Source organism: Paraeggerthella sp. LCP19S3_G8 (assembly GCF_052119225.1).
GTDB classification, from domain to species: domain Bacteria; phylum Actinomycetota; class Coriobacteriia; order Coriobacteriales; family Eggerthellaceae; genus Paraeggerthella; species Paraeggerthella hominis.
The window spans coordinates 404,546-421,261 of sequence record NZ_JBQKFQ010000001.1 but is presented as its reverse complement, the minus strand read 5'-3'; the positions used below and the strand labels follow the sequence as shown (position 1 = coordinate 421,261).

At 58.1% G+C, this 16,716-nt stretch carries 18 protein-coding genes; 7 read left to right on the top strand and 11 right to left on the bottom strand.

Annotated features, from left to right (window positions below):
- Window positions 1–118: 118 nt before the first annotated feature.
- From ACTQZK_RS01955 to ACTQZK_RS01940, 4 genes are read right to left on the bottom strand one after another with little or no spacing between them, the layout of a single operon-like run.
- Window positions 119–556, bottom strand: a complete 438-nt coding sequence (locus tag ACTQZK_RS01955; protein WP_441898213.1) for a lipocalin — start codon at window positions 554–556, stop codon at window positions 119–121.
- A gap of 11 nt (window positions 557–567) precedes the next feature.
- Window positions 568–1,773 (bottom strand): MalY/PatB family protein, encoded by a 1,206-nt coding sequence (locus tag ACTQZK_RS01950; RefSeq protein ID WP_441898211.1) that lies wholly within the window; start codon window positions 1,771–1,773, stop codon window positions 568–570.
- 9 nt (window positions 1,774–1,782) lie between these two features.
- A complete protein-coding gene (locus tag ACTQZK_RS01945) occupies window positions 1,783–2,676 on the bottom strand; it encodes a prenyltransferase (protein ID WP_181792512.1) in 894 nt (297 codons plus the stop codon).
- 49 nt (window positions 2,677–2,725) lie between these two features.
- Window positions 2,726–3,991, bottom strand: a complete 1,266-nt coding sequence (locus tag ACTQZK_RS01940; RefSeq protein ID WP_114566136.1) for an Mbeg1-like protein — start codon at window positions 3,989–3,991, stop codon at window positions 2,726–2,728.
- A 41-nt stretch (window positions 3,992–4,032) separates the two neighbouring features.
- Here ACTQZK_RS01940 and ACTQZK_RS01935 point away from each other — a divergent pair, with 41 nt between their 5' ends.
- The 4 genes from ACTQZK_RS01935 (at window position 4,033) to ACTQZK_RS01920 (ending at window position 8,383) form a co-directional block, all read left to right on the top strand.
- Window positions 4,033–4,479 (top strand): acyl-CoA thioesterase, encoded by a 447-nt coding sequence (locus ACTQZK_RS01935; RefSeq protein ID WP_114566088.1) that lies wholly within the window; start codon window positions 4,033–4,035, stop codon window positions 4,477–4,479.
- Window positions 4,476–4,952, top strand: a complete 477-nt coding sequence (locus ACTQZK_RS01930; RefSeq protein WP_114566089.1) for a low molecular weight protein-tyrosine-phosphatase — start codon at window positions 4,476–4,478, stop codon at window positions 4,950–4,952. The genes ACTQZK_RS01935 and ACTQZK_RS01930 overlap by 4 nt, the downstream gene beginning before the upstream one ends.
- 426 nt (window positions 4,953–5,378) lie before the next feature.
- Window positions 5,379–6,647 carry a RidA family protein gene (locus ACTQZK_RS01925; RefSeq protein WP_114566090.1) on the top strand — a complete coding sequence of 423 codons (1,269 nt, stop codon included), beginning with the start codon at window positions 5,379–5,381 and terminating at the stop codon, window positions 6,645–6,647.
- Between the two features lie 446 nt (window positions 6,648–7,093).
- Window positions 7,094–8,383, top strand: a complete 1,290-nt coding sequence (locus tag ACTQZK_RS01920) for an L-lactate MFS transporter (protein WP_441898208.1) — start codon at window positions 7,094–7,096, stop codon at window positions 8,381–8,383.
- Between the two features lie 427 nt (window positions 8,384–8,810).
- Here ACTQZK_RS01920 and ACTQZK_RS01915 read toward each other — a convergent pair whose 3' ends face one another.
- A complete protein-coding gene (locus ACTQZK_RS01915; protein WP_428421525.1) occupies window positions 8,811–9,374 on the bottom strand; it encodes a hypothetical protein in 564 nt (187 codons plus the stop codon).
- A gap of 199 nt (window positions 9,375–9,573) precedes the next feature.
- Between ACTQZK_RS01915 and fadK the strand changes: the two genes are divergently transcribed.
- Both fadK and ACTQZK_RS01905 read left to right on the top strand, forming a co-directional pair.
- On the top strand, window positions 9,574–11,208 hold the full coding sequence (gene fadK, locus ACTQZK_RS01910) for a medium-chain fatty-acid--CoA ligase (protein WP_441898206.1): 1,635 nt from the start codon (window positions 9,574–9,576) through the stop codon (window positions 11,206–11,208).
- Window positions 11,209–11,380: 172 nt separating this feature from the next.
- Window positions 11,381–11,641 carry a hypothetical protein gene (locus tag ACTQZK_RS01905; protein ID WP_441898204.1) on the top strand — a complete coding sequence of 87 codons (261 nt, stop codon included), beginning with the start codon at window positions 11,381–11,383 and terminating at the stop codon, window positions 11,639–11,641.
- 390 nt (window positions 11,642–12,031) lie between these two features.
- Here ACTQZK_RS01905 and ACTQZK_RS01900 read toward each other — a convergent pair whose 3' ends face one another.
- From ACTQZK_RS01900 to ACTQZK_RS01880, 5 genes are all read right to left on the bottom strand, one after another.
- Window positions 12,032–12,520, bottom strand: a complete 489-nt coding sequence (locus ACTQZK_RS01900; protein WP_231088150.1) for a hypothetical protein — start codon at window positions 12,518–12,520, stop codon at window positions 12,032–12,034.
- A 151-nt stretch (window positions 12,521–12,671) separates the two neighbouring features.
- A complete protein-coding gene (locus tag ACTQZK_RS01895; RefSeq protein ID WP_441898202.1) occupies window positions 12,672–13,049 on the bottom strand; it encodes a MerR family transcriptional regulator in 378 nt (125 codons plus the stop codon).
- Between the two features lie 82 nt (window positions 13,050–13,131).
- A complete protein-coding gene (gene dut, locus ACTQZK_RS01890; RefSeq protein ID WP_441898200.1) occupies window positions 13,132–13,578 on the bottom strand; it encodes a dUTP diphosphatase in 447 nt (148 codons plus the stop codon).
- Entirely contained in the window at window positions 13,571–14,026 is a 456-nt protein-coding gene (nrdR, locus tag ACTQZK_RS01885) for a transcriptional regulator NrdR (protein ID WP_114566097.1), read from the bottom strand. Before nrdR ends, dut begins: the two co-directional genes overlap by 8 nt.
- Window positions 14,027–14,161: 135 nt before the next feature.
- Window positions 14,162–14,473 (bottom strand): hypothetical protein, encoded by a 312-nt coding sequence (locus ACTQZK_RS01880; protein ID WP_147269849.1) that lies wholly within the window; start codon window positions 14,471–14,473, stop codon window positions 14,162–14,164.
- Between the two features lie 115 nt (window positions 14,474–14,588).
- On the opposite strand from ACTQZK_RS01880, the gene lexA reads away from it, so the two are divergent.
- Complete coding sequence (gene lexA, locus ACTQZK_RS01875) at window positions 14,589–15,227, top strand: transcriptional repressor LexA (RefSeq protein ID WP_114566098.1); 639 nt, start codon at window positions 14,589–14,591, stop codon at window positions 15,225–15,227.
- A 175-nt stretch (window positions 15,228–15,402) separates the two neighbouring features.
- Here the strand turns inward: lexA and hflX are convergent, their stop codons facing one another.
- Window positions 15,403–16,716, bottom strand: a complete 1,314-nt coding sequence (gene hflX / locus ACTQZK_RS01870; protein ID WP_441898198.1) for a GTPase HflX — start codon at window positions 16,714–16,716, stop codon at window positions 15,403–15,405.

The following is a 16,716-nucleotide window of genomic DNA, read 5'->3' as shown; positions in this document are numbered from 1 at the left end:
GCGTAAACGATTATAATAACCGGACCCAAACCCGGGGTTTTGGGTGGGGGGGGGGGGTTGGCGGGGGGCGTTCCACCCCGCGGAAAGCGCCGCCGCAGGGGGGGGGTTTTGCCCGCGACTACGCGAACAGGAGCGACACGAGCGTAAGTACCACGCAGCTTCCCAGCAGCAGAAGCGTCAGGCGCACGTTGTCGCCGCCGAAGTTCAACTTGCCGTCTGCGCCTTTCGAGCGGGAAAACAGGGTCCATACCGCCAGAATGCAGAATCCAACCACCATTACGTTGCACAGTACCGAAGCGATCTGCGCGAACAGGACGAGCCCGGTCATCTTCGCCATCTCGAACGCCATGAGCGTTCCGACCACCGCGAAGCAAGCGACCATGACCCAGGCTGCGCGCTGTCCTGATTTGCGGGTGCCTTCAGGATAAAACGTTCCCTTCTTCGTGGTCGTAGGCTTTGCGATCAGCGACAGCCAGTTGCCGTTCCACAACTGCACCGTCAACGCGCCCGACGCAATCAACAGCACCAGCCCTACGCCGAAACGAACGATTTCCATAGCGTGCTCCTTTATCTTTCCCGGTTGACCGCACGCTGTGCGCGCAGCTTTCCGACAGCTGATTCCATCTGCTCGAGGGCGCGTTCGAGGGTGGCGCGCGGGCAGGCTATGTTCACGCGCTCGAACTGCCCCGAACATGGTCCGAACATGCTGCCGGAATCAAGCCACACGCGCGCGTCGTCCACCATGAGCTTTTCAAGCCGCGCGTCGTCCAGGCCCAAGCCCGAGCAATCGAGCCATGCAAGATACGTGCCCTGCGGCTCGACCAACGCGATCTCAGGCATCCGTTCGCGCAGGAAGTCCCTTAAAAAGCTCAGGTTCTGCGCCAGGTAGTCCTTCAACTCGTCCAGCCAAGGGCCGCCGTGAGTGTAGCACGAACGGCATGCTTCCAGCGAGAACGGACTTGCTCCGAAGTAGCCGATCCGCTCCAAAACCTTGCGATACTGCGCGCGCAGCTTCTCGTTCGGGATGACGATGTTCGCTATCTGCAGCCCGGCGATGTTGAACGTCTTGCTCGGCGCCGTGCATACTACGCAGCGTTCGGCGAACGAAGGATCCACCGTAGGGAACACGTGATGGCGATGCCCCGGGTAGGTGAAGTCGGCGTGGATCTCGTCCGAGATGACCAGCACGTCGTGCGCGCGGCAGATGCGCCCGATCCGCTCCAGCTCGTCGTGCGTCCATACCCGGCCGACCGGGTTGTGGGGACTGCATAAAATGAACGCCTTCACTCGAGAGGACGTGATCTTCTTCTCGAAATCATCGAAGTCTATCCGGTATCGCCCCTGCTCGTAGACAAGCGGGCTGTCAACAAGCTTGCGTCCGTTCGATTCGATGAGCTGCGCGAACGGGTAGTAAACGGGCTGCTGAATCAGCACGGCATCGCCTGGATCGGTGAACGCCTGCAGGGCGATTCCCAGCGCGAACACCACGCCGGGAGTTTGCGTGAGCCACGAGCACTCCACGGTCCAGTCGAAACGATCCGAGTACCAAGCTAGAACCGATTCGTAGTACGCGGCTCCTGCGAACCCGTAGCCGAACACGCCGTGGTCCACGGCTGTGTGCATATCGTCAAGCACCTCATCGGGCAGCGCGAAGTCCATATCGGCGACCCAGAGCGGCAGCAGATCGTCGCGCCCTTTGAGTTGCGGTCCGCAATCCCATTTCTCGCTATTGGTTCCGCGTCGCTCGATCACTCGATCGAAGTCGTACGTCATGGCAGCCTCCTACACGAGCAGGGAAAAGCCGCTTGCGAACAACGCCGCCGCGTAAAACGCGCCCAACGCGATGTTCAAGCTGCATACCTGCGCCATGGCGCCTATGCGCGACGCAGGCGCGAGCGGGTTGGCTATGAGCGCTTTCACCAGCGGATACGACGCAAGCAACATGAACGGAACCACGATGACGCCGCTCGTGAAGAACAGGGCCACCAGCGCTACGATCGAGATCATCCAAGCCGCCACCACGCCGTGGTACAGCTTGCGCGCGCGGTCTCGTCCCAGCAGCACCGACAGAGTGCGACGTCCCGATTCGACGTCCTTTTCGATATCGCACGTGTTGTTCGTGAACATGATCAGCCCAACGCCCAGCACGGTGGGCACCGCCCACAGCAGCGCGCGCAGGTCGAACGCTCCGGTCAATGCTTGGTAGCAGGCAAGGGGAATGAGCCCGCCCATGACGAACCCGCTGACAAGCTCGCCAATGGGCAGGTAGGAGATGGGCGTTTTCCCCGCGGAATACAAAACCACGATGATCGCGCCGACGACGCCCAGAGCCAGCGGAATCCATCCGGCCTGCCAGATAACGTAAACGCCCAGCCCGAACGCCGCAACCAGAAACCCGACGGCAAGCCCGAGCGCTGCGCGCGGATTCACGTTGTTGTACACCAGCACGGCATCGGTCGGATCCACGTTGTCGTCGGCCGAGTCCGCGCCTTTCACGTAATCGTAGTAGTCGTTGAACGTGTTGACCGAGGCTTGCATCAGCACGCAGATGACCAGCAGCACGCACGCCATCACGGCGGAAATGGCTCCCGTTGTGGCAGCGGCCGCTGCGGTTGCCACCAGTACGGGCAGAATGGCCGCCGGCCACGTATGAGGAGCCGCCAGCTGCACCGCCATGCGCAGCGTAAACCTTCCGTATGCGCTCTTCGTTTCCGCGTCCCTTTCGTCAGCCGTCCTTGCGGGCGCTTCTGCGCTCATGCTTCGCTTCCTTCCTCGTCTTCATTGTTGCGTACGCTTCGCGACGACGCGGTAGCCACATGGGCGGCGACGACTTGAAGCGCTTGATGGCTTCTTCCTTCAGCACGCTGCCCAATCCTCCCAGCGTCTTCCAGATGAAACTCTTGGTTTCCGCGTCCAGCTTGGATCCCGATCCCAAAAGCTGCCGGGTGTTCGCGAACAGGTTTTCCTGGAACTCGGCCCAAGTGTTCGCCTCGGTCGAGGCGAACAAGTCGTAGATCGAATCGATGAACCGCTCGCGCTCGGACGCGTTCCTGCTGCGCAGCCATGCGTCGAGCGTTTCGTCGAAGAACACGGCCGATGCGTTGAGCTCGTCCTGGTACAGGAAGTCCGATCCTTCGGTCTGCCAGGTGAACGGCTCATGCTGAAACACCGAAAGCGCTGATGATCTTACCACGCGGTAGTCGGCGCGCCGTTCCAATATCATGCCGAACGCGGAAGATTCGGGGACGCTCTTGTGCAGGAGCGAGCAGAACGCCGGATCGTCGATGCGCGGGGAAGGGTTGTCCAAAAACGACGGGCCGTCGTGGTTGAACACGCCTTCAAGGCGCGAGAACGTGCCGTCGTCTGCAACCAGAGCCGCGTACTCGGCAAGGTTTCCGCCCTTCGAGTGGCCGCCAACCAGAAGCGGGCACGCGCAGGCCGACGCCACGCCCGAAAGATAGGCCGCCGCCGTGCACTGCGACGGGATGACGTCTTTGAAGCACAGGTTGAAGTCTTCTTTCCAACCGGCGAAGCTGCCGTCCGTGCCTCGAAACGCCAGGTAAGCACGCTCTCCCTCAATGGCGGGGAAGAACAAGGTTACGGCGCTGAACTGCTTCTCAACCACCTCGGATCGTTCGTTGGCATAGAAGGATACCCGCACGTCGCGCAAACGACGGCTCGCCATTGCCACGTGCAAAAAAGCCACGGTGTCCCGTGCATCCTCCATCCAGCTGTGCGCGGTAAGGGCCTCCCAGTCCGACAAGGCCAAAACGTCGTGCAAGCGCACGCGCCGGGGGCCGCTTGCGTCGAGCAGCGCCTCCCAGGGGGCGGCGATCGAGCCGTCCGAGCGCAAGGCGTCAGCCTGGTCGCGTCCGGCTTCTTCGTAGTTGAGGTAAGCCAGGGTCGAGAATACGAGGGAGTCCACCGGGTTGAACGGTAATTCGGAGAAAGTCCGCTGCTCTTCTGCTATATACGATACGATATTGCGCATACTCACATTGTAGCCGATTGCGAAAGGCAGGGCCGCCACCCATGCGCGTCTGCACGCCAATAACCATACGCTATGCTGAAACCGACATGATGGGCATCGTCTATCATGCAAACTACCTGCTGTACTTCGAAGATGCGCGCACCTCGTTTCTGGAGGCGATCGGATTTCCGTACGCGCGCATCGAAGAGGCAGGCTACCTTTCTCCCGTCACGCATTTCGAATGCGACTACGGCATGCCCTTGCGCTACGGGGACACGGCCATCGTGCGCACGCGCGTCGTGCTGTCGCGGCCGACGAAGACCGTGTACGCCTACGAGGTGTTCAGGGAAGGGCAGGACATGGAAACGGAGAAGCCGTGCTGCACGGGGCGCAGCACCCATTGCCTGGTCGATGCGACTACGTTCAAGCCCGTTAGCATCAAGCGCGTCATGCCCGACCTGCTTGCCTGCTACGAAGAAGTGCTCGAGCCCGAGGAGGCCGCTCGATGAGCGCGCCGTACCGCATCCTGTTCGTGTGCCATGGCAACATCTGTCGCTCTACCATGGCGGAGTTCGTCATGAAGGACCTAGTTGCCAAGCGCGGTTTGGCCGATGCGTTCGTCATCGAGTCGGCGGCCACCCACGATGACGAGATAGGAAGCCCCGTGCATTCGGGAACGCGCGCCGTGCTCGCGGCGCAGGGGATCGACTGCGCTGGCAAGAGGGCGCGACGCCTCAAGCGGGCAGACGCGGGGGAGTGGGACCTGTTCGTGGGCATGGACGAGGCGAATATGCGCGACATGCGTCGTCAACTGGGTCGGGAGGCCGAAGGCCGCTGCATTAAGCTGCTTGAATTTGCAGACACGGATCGCGATGTGGCCGACCCGTGGTACACGGGCGACTTCGAAACCACGTACGACGACGTGCTGGCCGGTTGCACGGGCCTGTTGGCCTGGCTGAACGCCGGAGGAAAGCGAGGGTAGCTTCGGAAGCGCTCGTCGTGCATTGACGAAGGCGCCCTCCTGTCGCTTTTTTGCGCAGGAGGGCGCCTTCGTTTCGTTGCGAGGCGAAGTTCGGTATATTCCGTGGTGATATTGCGGTCGTGCGCACGTGCGCGAAAATTAATCGGTGAACGGTAGGTGCGATAATCCTGCATGAAATAAGAGCAACGCACCCGTTTTTTGCATGCCAGCTTTCAGCCTTCCAGATTTTGCGGCGAACGGTCGGACGGGCCCGGTAGGGCTGCGGGGAAATCTGCCGAAAAGGGATTTGTGCACCTGCACAAATAGGTATAATGCAGCCCTCCCAAAAAGACTAGGAGCGTCCTTCGGGCGGTCCGCCTCGGGAACAGGGCCCATGCGGTCCGATCGTAAGCATCGTAAGCGAGACACTCTAAAAGGAGGGTACTAATGAGCGGCGATAACGTAGTACTGGCAAGGAACACGGAAGATGCCCCGGTGAGCGATCTGTACTCGCAGACCGTGGCTTTCTCGCACTACAACAACCTTTCGGCTCAGCTGCCGATCGATCCCGCCACCGGCGAGTTGGTGCCCGGCGGCATCACGGAGCAGGCCGTGCAGTGCTTCGAGAACATCGAGACGATCATCGACAGCATCGATCACGTCATGAACGATGTCATCCGCATCACCATCTTCGTCAAGGACATCCAGGACATGGACGCCGTCGACGAGGTGCAGAAGGTGTTCTTCCCGACCTACGTGCCCACCCGCACGGTCGTCGCCGTTGACGCTCTGCCCATGGACGCCCTGATCCAGGTCGAGGCCTTGATCTCCAACGGCGAAGGCACCATCCCCAACGCTCCGCAGGCCGGCGACATCCTGAAGTACACGAACAACACGCACAACGCTCCGCTGGACGTCATGTCCACGCAGTCCGTGGCTTTCTCGCACTACAACAACATCTCCGCCCAGCTGCCCATCGACCCCAAGTCGAACCAGATCGTGGTCGGCGGCGTGCGCGAGCAGACCGCGCAGTGCCTGAAGAACATCAAGGCCGTGCTCGAGAGCATCGACGTGCCCTTCGACGACATCGTCAAGGTGAACGTGTTCCTCAAGGACCTCGCCGACACGGATGCCATGAACGAGGCGTACACGCGCTTCTTCCCGGATTCGGGCATCGCTCGCGCGGTCGCCTACATGCCGGCTCGCACGGTGGTCGAGGTTGCCGGCCTTCCCATGCATGCGCTCGTGCAGATCGAAGCCGTGGTTTCCCATGGCGACGGCACGCCCCCGCAGCTGGTCGAGGACCGTCACGGGCTCATCCTCGAGGCTAACAACACGGACGCCGCGCCGAAGTGCAAGCTCTCCACGCAGACCGTTGCCTTCTCGCACTACAACAACATCTCCGCTCAGCTGGGTATCGACCCCGCCACGGGCGCCATGGTTGCTGGCGGCGTCAAGGAGCAGGCCGAGCAGTGCTTCAAGAACATCAAGGCCATCATCGAGTGCGTCGACCACGTGATGGAGGACGCCGTCAAGGTGAACATCTTCCTGAAGAACATCGACGACCTTGATGCGGTGAACGAAGTGTACGCGACGTTCTTCCCGGGCGGCACCCCTGCTCGCCGCGTCGTGGGCGCCTCCGCTCTGCCCATGGACGCCCTGGTGCAGATCGACGCCATCTTCGGCAACGCCGAGGGCACCCCTCCGGTGGCGTAAGCTTCCAGCAGGAGTCGATCAACCTGATATAGAAGGAGCTGTTGAAGCTCCTTGGCAAGAAGGCGAGGCCGACACGGTCTCGCCTTCTCCGTTTCGGAGCCGCATGCCGGGATTCTGATGCTTGATCGACGTCGGTACGGCTTAGACGGAGGTTTCGCTTGTTGGATCTCGTATGTTCAATGGGCCGCAGCGGCTGTGCGGGTCGCGCGCCGGCAGCCGTTCGCCGATTGGGCGTATTCCGAACGCCCTGCGGATCGGGTGTCCGTTTTCGCATAATCGAAAGTGTTTTACTAGGTTATATGCATGTTCTCGTTGCTCCTTCCCGGAAACGATGGCTCGCGGCGTAAACGATGCGTTTGCCGCTTATCGGAAAAGGATGGGCAAGCATCAAGACACCGAACCTCGTTCGCTATACTGCGTGCTTTCCCCCAAGACGAGGAGGATCCATGCAACGATCGAAGACTCAAAGCAGAGCGAACGTCGTCCTGATAGCAGGGGTTTTGTTCAACCTCTCCATCAGCTTGTTGTATTCGTGGAGCGTTATCAAATCGGGGCTGACCGCCGCGCCTGACGCAGGCGGGTTCGGCTGGTCGAGCGCGCAGGCGGGACTGCCGTACACCATCGCCATCGTGTTCTTCGCGCTTGGATTGCTGGGCGGCGGCATCGTGCAGGACAGGATAGGGCCTCGTAAGGTCATCACGGCGGGCGGCTTGCTGGCCGGCTTGGGCATGGTGCTTTCTTCGTTCGCGGGGCAAAGCGTGCTCGGAGTGTGCCTCACGTACGGAGTTCTTACTGGAACGGGAATCGGATTGGGCTACGGCTGCGTTACGCCGTGCGCTTTGAAGTGGTTCGATCCCTCCAAGAAGGGGCTTGTCGCAGGACTCGTCGTCGGCGGTTTCGGGCTGGCGGCGGTTTATCTTGCACCGGCTACGCAGATGTTGATCGAGGGCTTCGGCATTTCGCAGACGTTCCTGATCCTGGGCATTGTCACGATCGTCGTAAGCGTGCCCATCGCCCAGCTTATCAAGAACCCCGAAACCGACTACGTTCCCGCTTCATCCTCCGTTCGCAAAGCGGGGAAGGCATCCGTCGAGCGGACCCCGGATCGTACGTGGCGTCAAATGGTTCGAACCAAGGAGTTCTACCTGCTGTTCGCGTTGTTCGCGCTGTCGTCTTCGGTGGGTCTCATGATCATCGGCAACCTTTCGAAGATCGCGACCATCCAGGATCCTGCGAGCGCCGCAGGCTACGCAGCCTTGCTCGTTTCTCTTCTGGCCCTGTTCAATACGGGCGGTCGTGTTGTGGGCGGCATCCTGTCGGACAAGATCGGGCGCATCAGCACCCTTGTTCTAGTGTTCGCCATCCAGTGCCTCAACATGTGCTTGTTCGCGCTGTACGGAAACTTCGCGCTGCTGACGCTGGGGGCGCTGTTCGTTGGATTCTCGTACGGAACGCTCTTGAGCGTGTTTCCCTCGATGACGGCGGATCTGTACGGTTTGAGGAACTACGGGACGAACTACGGCATTCTTTATCTTGCCTGGGGGCTTTCGGGCGTGCTGGCGCCGGTCATGGCCGATGTGGTGTTCGACGTCACGGGCACGTTCGATGCAGCGTATCTGATATGCGCCGCAATCCTGGCGCTGTGCATCCTGCTGGGCGTGGTCTTGAAGCGCCAGCTTAACGCTGCGAGCGGGAAAGCGGTGAATCTTGATCGCGGGGAATCGCCTGCAAGCTAGCTTTTGCTCGTTCCGGATGTCGCACGAGCGAGATGCGATATCCGGAACGATTCCGCTTTGAAGCAGCTTGTCGCAGCTGCGGACGTCGAAGCGGATCCGTGCCGCCTGTTGACATGCTATAGCTTAGAGTTACTCTAAGCTATAGCCGATAGCCGCTTCGGCAATGCAAAAAGCGGGCTGCTTTCGCAACCCGCTTTCCTTGATCGAGCTTTTGCCGTTATGCAAGGCGCCGAACGAGTGAAGCGCACATTACGGCCCCCATAAAGCATAACAGGCCTATGACGTATCCCATTGCATCCTCCTTGCGTGCCCGCTAAAGCCCTAGGCGCAGAATACGCTTAAGGCATGGCCGTCTGCAACGTGAAACGCGTTCGGTTGCCAAGCGGTAGCCGAACCGTAGCGCGCATCGAGTGGCCTCAACCTGCGTTTAGTTGCCGAAAAGCGCGTTTGAAACAGCCTGCTCGGCATTGGCATCAGGCATCCAGGTGTCATCTTTGAGTTCGTATCCGATGGTGATGGGCGCCGTTTCGGCTGGCTGAAGAGCCCCGAGCGTATCCATGATGATTTGTCCGATCTTCGAGGTGATCTCGGCTTCGGTCATGTTGGCAACGGTCTCATCGGAAGCGAGCGCCTGGGTCGCTTCCGCGAATCCCTTCTCGAATTCCTTGAGGTTCTTGCAGGTGAGAACCACGCTGGCCTGGGCTTTGTCGCCATCCACTGTTATGCCGTCAACGCGATAGTCGAAACCTGCCAGATACGATGTGACGAACTCCTTCGGATCTATCCCGTATGCGGCCATTTCCGTCGTGCCTGCGCCCGTGGCAAGTTCATCGAGTAAAGCGGGATCGAGCGTTTTGATGGCTTCGAGCTGCTCGGTGACCCCTTCGCGAATGATCTCCTCGTCGCTGGGTCCGCATCCCGTGAGCGCAACCGCCCCAAACGCCATGAGCATTGCAGCCGCACACGCGACAAACACGTTCCTGATCTTCATGCTACCCCTCCTTCATAGGCCGCCCTTTTCGGCCTCTATCAGGAAGGATACCTTGTTTCAGCAGATCAGTCCAGACCAGCGGACCGCTCAGACGAACCATTCAGCCAGGTGGCGGACCGCGCGAAGCCACGCGTTTGACCGGTGATTCCCCGTTCATGGAACGCTAGGATGATACCAGGGCTTTCATGAAAGGGGCGTCATGATCACCGAAGCAAGAATCAACGAGAATCGGAAGTCGCGGTACTATCGCGAGGGGCTGTGGACTGAAAAGACCATCCTGGATGTATGGGAAGCGCAGGCGGCAGCTTGCTGGTCTGATACGTACGTTACCGACAGCAAGGGTTCCAGTTTTACGTACGGCGAAGTGGACGAATCCGCTTCGAAGCTTGCCTTTTGGCTGATCGATCAGGGGATAGAGCCCGGTGACGTCGTTTCGTTCCAGATGCCCACCTGGGCAGAGTTCTGCATCGTCTACGTTGCCTGCCTGAAAGCGGGGGCGGTTATGCATCCGCTTTCCATTGATCGCCGGAGACGCAGCGTCGTTCAGAACATGAACCAAGTTGCATCGAGGGCTTACATAGGCCCCACGTTGTTCGAATCCACTGATTTCGAGTCGTTGGCGCTCGATGCCCGGCACGAGGTTCCTTCGCTGTGTTGCTTGCTGTTCGTCGATCGTCTTGCTCCTGTGCAACGGGGCACGGCTCTGTCCGCCGTTCTTCAAGACGTCGGACGGACTCCCGGTCGGCCTGAGGTATCTTCTGACGACGTGGCCTGCATTCTCTCAACGTCCGGCTCTACGGGAAAACCGAAGGCGGCCATGCTCACGCACAACAACATCCTGTTTTCCGAAACCTCGTTCATTGCGGGTGCCGGAAGGACGAAGCAAGATGTGATGTACATGCCGTCGCCGCTCAATCATGCTACGGGGTTCTTCCACGGACTGCTTTCTCCGATGATCATGGGCGGGCGCGCCGTGCTGCAGGAGCGATTTGATGTCGAAGAAGCCGTTGACTTGGTTAATGCGGAGCGGTGCACGTGGTCCATGGGGGCGACGCCCTTCATATTCGACCTGCTGAACGAGCTTGACCGGACCGGCAAAAAACTCGAATCTCTTGAGCTGTTCCTTTGCGGTGGCGCCCCGGTCCCCGGTTCTCTTGTCCAGCGCGCATGGAAGCACGGGGTGCTGCTCTGCGAGGTGTACGGTTCGACCGAAAGCTGCCCGCACGTATACGTGCCACCTGCGAATTGTCTTGCTTGGAATGGAAGCTGGTCGGGAATTCCGTATCCGGGGATCGAGGTGCGCGTGGTGGACGAGCATCGCAACGAGGTTCCGCGGGGAACGCAGGGGGAAGAGGCTTCGCGCGGACCGCATCAGTTTGTCGGCTACCTGGGAGATCCCGAACGCACTGACAAGGCGCTTGACGATGAGGGGTGGTTCTACAGCGGCGACCTGTGCTACCAGGATGAACAGGGTCGAATACGCATCAACGGACGGAAAAAGGAAATTATCATCCGCGGCGGCGAGAACATCAGCGCAGTCGAGGTGGACCATCTTGTCGACGGTTGTCCCGGCATCGGCGATCATGCGGCGATCGGAATGCCAGACGAACGTCTGGGCGAAGTGGTATGCCTCTTCGCGGTCTCGGAGAACGGCAGGTGCGCAACGCTTGCGGAAGTGCGGGACTACATGCGCGCTCAAGAGGCGCACGAGCACCTGCTTCCCGTGCGCTTGGAGTTCGTGGACGAGATTCCTCATACTGCAACGGGAAAAACGCGACGGTTTCTGCTAGTCGAAGAGTTGAAGCGTCGAATGGAGGAAGAGACTCGGGGCTAGAAGGGTAGGGCTTGCGGCGCATCGCCTCCCCGGGGAGCTCCTTTCCGGCAAGTTTCCTCTCCTGACGATCATTGCGTGTTTGAAGAGGGTCTATACTGATGAAAGACAGTGTTTTGATCAGGGGTAGCGTACTTTAGCGGGTGCGCTCGACGACGAGTGGGGGAGTGCGGCCATGGACTTTATGGACAACTTCAATGACGAAGCAGGAAAGACCAACTTCAACGGAGGGCAATACCGCGTTATGCAGGTGGTGCTGAGGGAGAAGTTCGTCGGCAAAGGATCGAAAAACTTCACGGAAATCGAGGAAATTTGCAATCAGCAATATGCGCAAGGATATCGCCTGCACACCTTCGCCCAGTCCACGGCGGCTTCTGCTGGATTCGGCGGCGGCGACAGAACGGTATGCAACCTGGTTTTCGAGAGGATGATGTAGCGTAAGCGCTTGACGGCGCTGTGTTCCCGCAGCGGCAAGGAACCCGCCGGTCGGCTGCCCTTGCCGCTGCGGGCTGTATGGTATCATGCGAAGCGTAGCAGTTCTGGCAGGGGGCCGGGACAAACGTAGGGGGATTCGCGCCGTCAATTGACAATGGAACGGGTTTATCGGGGTAGTTATCACCCCGAATTTTTTATGAGTGTTACTTTACATAAGACATGTTATCAATAAATTAGAAAGCGTATGAAGGGGAGTGATAAAGGGGCTGATGGAAAGCATGGTTCGTAAACCCATTAGCTACTTTAAAGAAAACATGCCGACGGTTTCGTGATGCTTTATGCATACGATTGCCGTCGGCATGCAAAACAGACCGGTTGCGAATACGCGACTTTAGCCCCACGTCGTGCTAGGACCAGCAGCTCCGCTTCCGACATCGGCTGCAATCCCAGTGTAGTCGCCGCTTTCGACCAATTGCATGACTTCAGGAAGCAGGAAGTATAGAGAAACCGCATTGAGGACGAGCGCGACGCCGCAGATAACCATGCCCACAACGCTCGACCGCCTTAAGCGAGATGCAACGGCAGCAACTTCGGTCTGCTTCTTTGCAAGCGCGCTCAGTTTTCTGTAACCGATTATTCCGCATATAAGCCCCGTGCCGCTCAATAAGACACCGCCGATGAACAACGAAACGGGTCCGGCGATATTTGCGACCATGATCAGCGTCTGGGAAGATTTCAGTTCTCGATAATCCTGCATGTTCGGCTGAAACGGCGGAGGCGCAATCGATATCCGCGGACCAGTCGGAGGCTGATACTTTTCTTCTCGGTTGCTTTTCGGCGCTGGAGGCGCTTCAGGAGCTTTGTTTTCTTCATCTGCCATAAGTACCCTCTATTTCATGCCTCTGACCAGGCTTTTTGTAAACGACGCTCTGAGAGCCGTTCTAAGGCCCTATATTGCCCTTTCGCGACTCCTAGGCCATGGAAATCGCAATGATTTTCGATGACCTGTTATCAGACTATACCATGGTGCGCTATTGACTCGAATCGCTTGCCGACAACTCCATACTCGCTGCATGCAAGCGCTTCAAGCTTTCCTTCAATTCACTGATCTGGTACTCGAGGACGGTTTCCTGGTCTCTGACGATCTCCAAGCATTCAGCCTGCGTCGCAGCGCCGCGTTTCTGCAGCTTCACGAAGTACTGAATACCCTCGATTGAAAGCCCGCTTTTTCTCAATGCATCTACAAACAGCAATTGCGTGATGTCAGCCTGTGAAAACGAACGCACACCACGATGATCACGCGCGAGATCTGGAAAGAAGCCGCACTTATCGTAATAGCGAATCGTAAATGCAGAAATACCCGTCGTGTCGACAACGTCGCTTATGCTGTAACATGGCACGCCGCTCACGTCGGATCCCTTTCGTTCGTGTCCTAGTCTATTCAGCCAAGAATTAGAGTACTTAGAGTTACTCTAAGTTGATCGTATTGTCTTACGAACGCACTCCGCTGCTGCCGAAACCACCCGCGCCCCTGCTGCTCTCAGGAAGCTCATCGGCCGACTCGAAAGCGATGTCCGGAACCTTCATGACAACCAACTGAGCAATACGATCGCCGCGCTTGATTTCAAACGGGGTTTGGGGATCGAGATTCACGAGAACCGCCTTTATCTCCCCTCGATAGTTGCTGTCGATCAAACCGGGTGCATTCACCAGGGAAATGCCGTGCTTAATGGCCAGCCCGCTTCGCGGAAGGACGAAGCCCGCGTAGCCTTGCGGTATTGCCATCGCAAGGCCGCAAGGAACAAGCTTTCGTTCAAAAGGTTGCAGCACACCATCGCAGGTTGCGCGCAAATCAACTCCCGCATCGCCTGCGTAGGCATACGCGGGTACGGGTAAACTGGGATCGAGCTGTTTTACCGGTATTGTAAGGTCAGTCATGGTATCGCAACCCTTCAAGTGCAGCCGAGAATTCTTCGACGTTCTGAAAGTCCTTGTACACGCTCGCAAAGCGAACGTAAGCCACATCGTCAAGCTTAGCTAGACGGACAAGCGCCATATCGCCTAGTTCTTTCGATTTAATCTCGCTCTTGGAGGCGTTGCGGAGCTCGCTCTCTATGCTGTCGATAAGCGATCCGATTTGCTCAGGCGATATAGGTCTTTTCGCGCATGCCATAAGCAAGCCTCGCATGAGCTTCTGGCGGTCGTAAGCTTCGGACGATCCGTCCGTTTTGATTATGAGCAAGGGGTTGTCGCCTAGTCGTTCGTACGTGGTGAATCGTCGGCCGCAATCAAGACATTCGCGACGGCGCCGTATAGCCGTGCCGTCTTCGGAAGGTCGGGAATCGACAACCTTCGATTCAGGATTTCCACAGGCTGGGCAACGCATAGGCTGGACTCCTTCTCTCGAATTTGCCCTAGCCTAACATACTACATATAGTGGTTCAATCGCGTTCTTTGATCACTGCAAGAAAACCAACGCCTCCACTGTGCAATCACATGCACCGCTTGAAAACCGTCTCAGTTACAAGCTCAAGAGCACGCCGGCAAAAGAACAAGCCGTAAGAACGATTCCACCCGCAACAGCCTGCCCCGTATTAAAGCGATCATAAGCCCGTCCGCGACAATTGCCCTGCCGTAAAGTCCGAACAAAGCCTTGGAGCGTACCGCATGATCCTGGGCGGGAGGCAGAAATCGATCGAACTTCAAAGCCATCAGAAGAGGCCGCATGATTCGGGAACGAAAATATGCGCGCGTTTTTTACCGAGCAGCTATGAAACTCGGGTTGCAAAGCAGACGTGCCGTCAGTCGGGTAGCGCACCTCGAAATTCCTCATCTTTCTGCCTCCTTGCTCTTGCGTAGAACCTTTGTTCGCGTATATAATAGAGCGAACAAAGGTTCATGTCAACATAAAATCAAAACATTTGTTCGCTTTTAGGAAAGGATGGAGTATGTCCGAAAAAGTGACGAAGCGCCAACAAGCTGTACTTGATTGCATTGAAGAGTGCATTCGCGAAAAGGGGTACGGCCCTACCGTGCGCGAGGTTTGCCAAAGCTTGGGGCTCTCCTCCCCTTCCACAGTGCACGTTCACTTGAAAGCGCTTGAAGACAAGGGGCTTATCAAGCGCGACCCGCTCAAATCCCGTTCTATAGCGCTTACCTATCCCCTTGAAGATGCTGCGCTTGCGACGAACGTCGTACAGCCGAGTTTCAGCAAGATCGTGAACGTTCCGCTGGTCGGAAACGTTGCAGCAGGCTCTCCCATCCTTGCGGAAGAGAACATTACCGACACCATCTCTCTCCCGACCGATATAGTGGGGGATTCTCCCTCGTTCCTTCTATCGGTTCGCGGGGAGAGCATGATTGAAGCCGGGATCAACGACGGTGACTATGTTGTAGTGAAAGAGCAACCCGTTGCGAACAACGGGGATATCGTCGTGGCGATTATCGACGACGGTGCAACTGTCAAGCGCTTCTTTAAAGAGCAGGATCATATTCGGCTGCAACCGGAGAACTCCTCCATGGATCCCATCATCACCCGCGATTGCTCCATCGCGGGCAAAGTAGTCGCAGTGTTTCGCCGTCTTTAAGCATAAGCGGTTTTTCGAGAGAGACGCACTCCCTTATGGTGGCGAAACGATTTCAGGCCCATGTTAGAGTTGCTCTAACATGGGCCTGACGTGCAGATCTTCTCGTGTGCTGCGATGCGGTTAGCAAGGATTCGCATGATGCAGCAAGCACGCGACCTGGAGACTGCCCGTCGTTTTATTCTTCGCAAACGAACGGCGCGAACAATCCGGAAAACGAAGGCGATGCCAGCATGGTGATTTTCGTTCCCTGCTCTTCGTGGGTCTCCGATAGAATATGGCAACGCTCGTGCGCAAGCGAAACAAGATCCCCTCGGTGGTACGGCAGCAACACGCTCAGGTGATCGTCATGCGCGGAAGCAACGCGCGCAATATGCTCGATCAGCCCTGCGATCCCCTCCCCTGTTTCGGCGGAAACGAACCGAGCCTGAGCATGACGCGTCTCGAGCGCATGTTGATGCTCCTGGTCAAGCAGGTCGCATTTATTGAACACGAGAATGCGCTGAAGATCTTGAGCGCCAATTTGACCCAGAATGGCATCGACGGCATCTATCTGACCTTGGTATTCCTCTGAAGAAGCGTCCACTACATGCAGTACCAAATCCGCGCCCGTAATCTCGTCAAGCGTCGATTTGAACGCCTCGACAAGCGTCGTCGGAAGCTTTTGAATGAACCCGACCGTATCGGTGATGGTTATTTCCCGGCCTTCAGGAAGCTCGAACTTGCGCGTCGTGGAGTCCAGCGTTGCGAATAACTTGTCGTACGCAATCACATCGGCCTTCGTCAGACGATTGAGCAAGCTCGATTTACCCGCATTCGTATAGCCCGCCAACGCCACCTTGAACATGCCGCTCTCGTAGCGACTTTCACGCTGCACTGCACGCACCTCAGAAAGATGCTTGAGCTCGCGCTTGATCGAAGTGATTCGCTTGCGAACCATGCGCCGGTCGACTTCGAGCTGGCTCTCGCCTTCGCCGAAGCGCGATCCCACACCGCCGCCCATGCGGTTCGATGCCAAGTGGGCCCACATGCCGCGCAGGCGAGGTAGCAAGTACTGGTTTTGAGCCAGCCGCACCTGCAGACGACCTTCCTTGCTGGTTGCATGCAAGGCGAAGATGTCCAGGATAAGGGCCGTTCTGTCGATGACCTTCACATCGCGCCCTACCACCTTCTCCAGATTCGCCTGCTGAGAAGGCGTCAGTTCATCGTCGAAAACGACGAGGTCCGCAGCATGGGCGCGTGCGAGCTCGGCAACTTCCTCGGCTTTGCCCGTGCCTACGAAGGTGCGAGGATTCGGCGCCTCGAGCTTTTGCGTCGTGCTGGCGACGACGTCGGCTCCCGCCGTATCTACCAACCGCTCGAGTTCTGCAAGCGACGAGGCTAAGGGCCATGCGGTTCCGGGTCGGTCGACCCCCACAAGAACGGCCCGTTCGCGCCGTACTTCGGCAGTAGGCGTCATGCCGCGCGTAATCACTGCTTCGAAATCGGACAT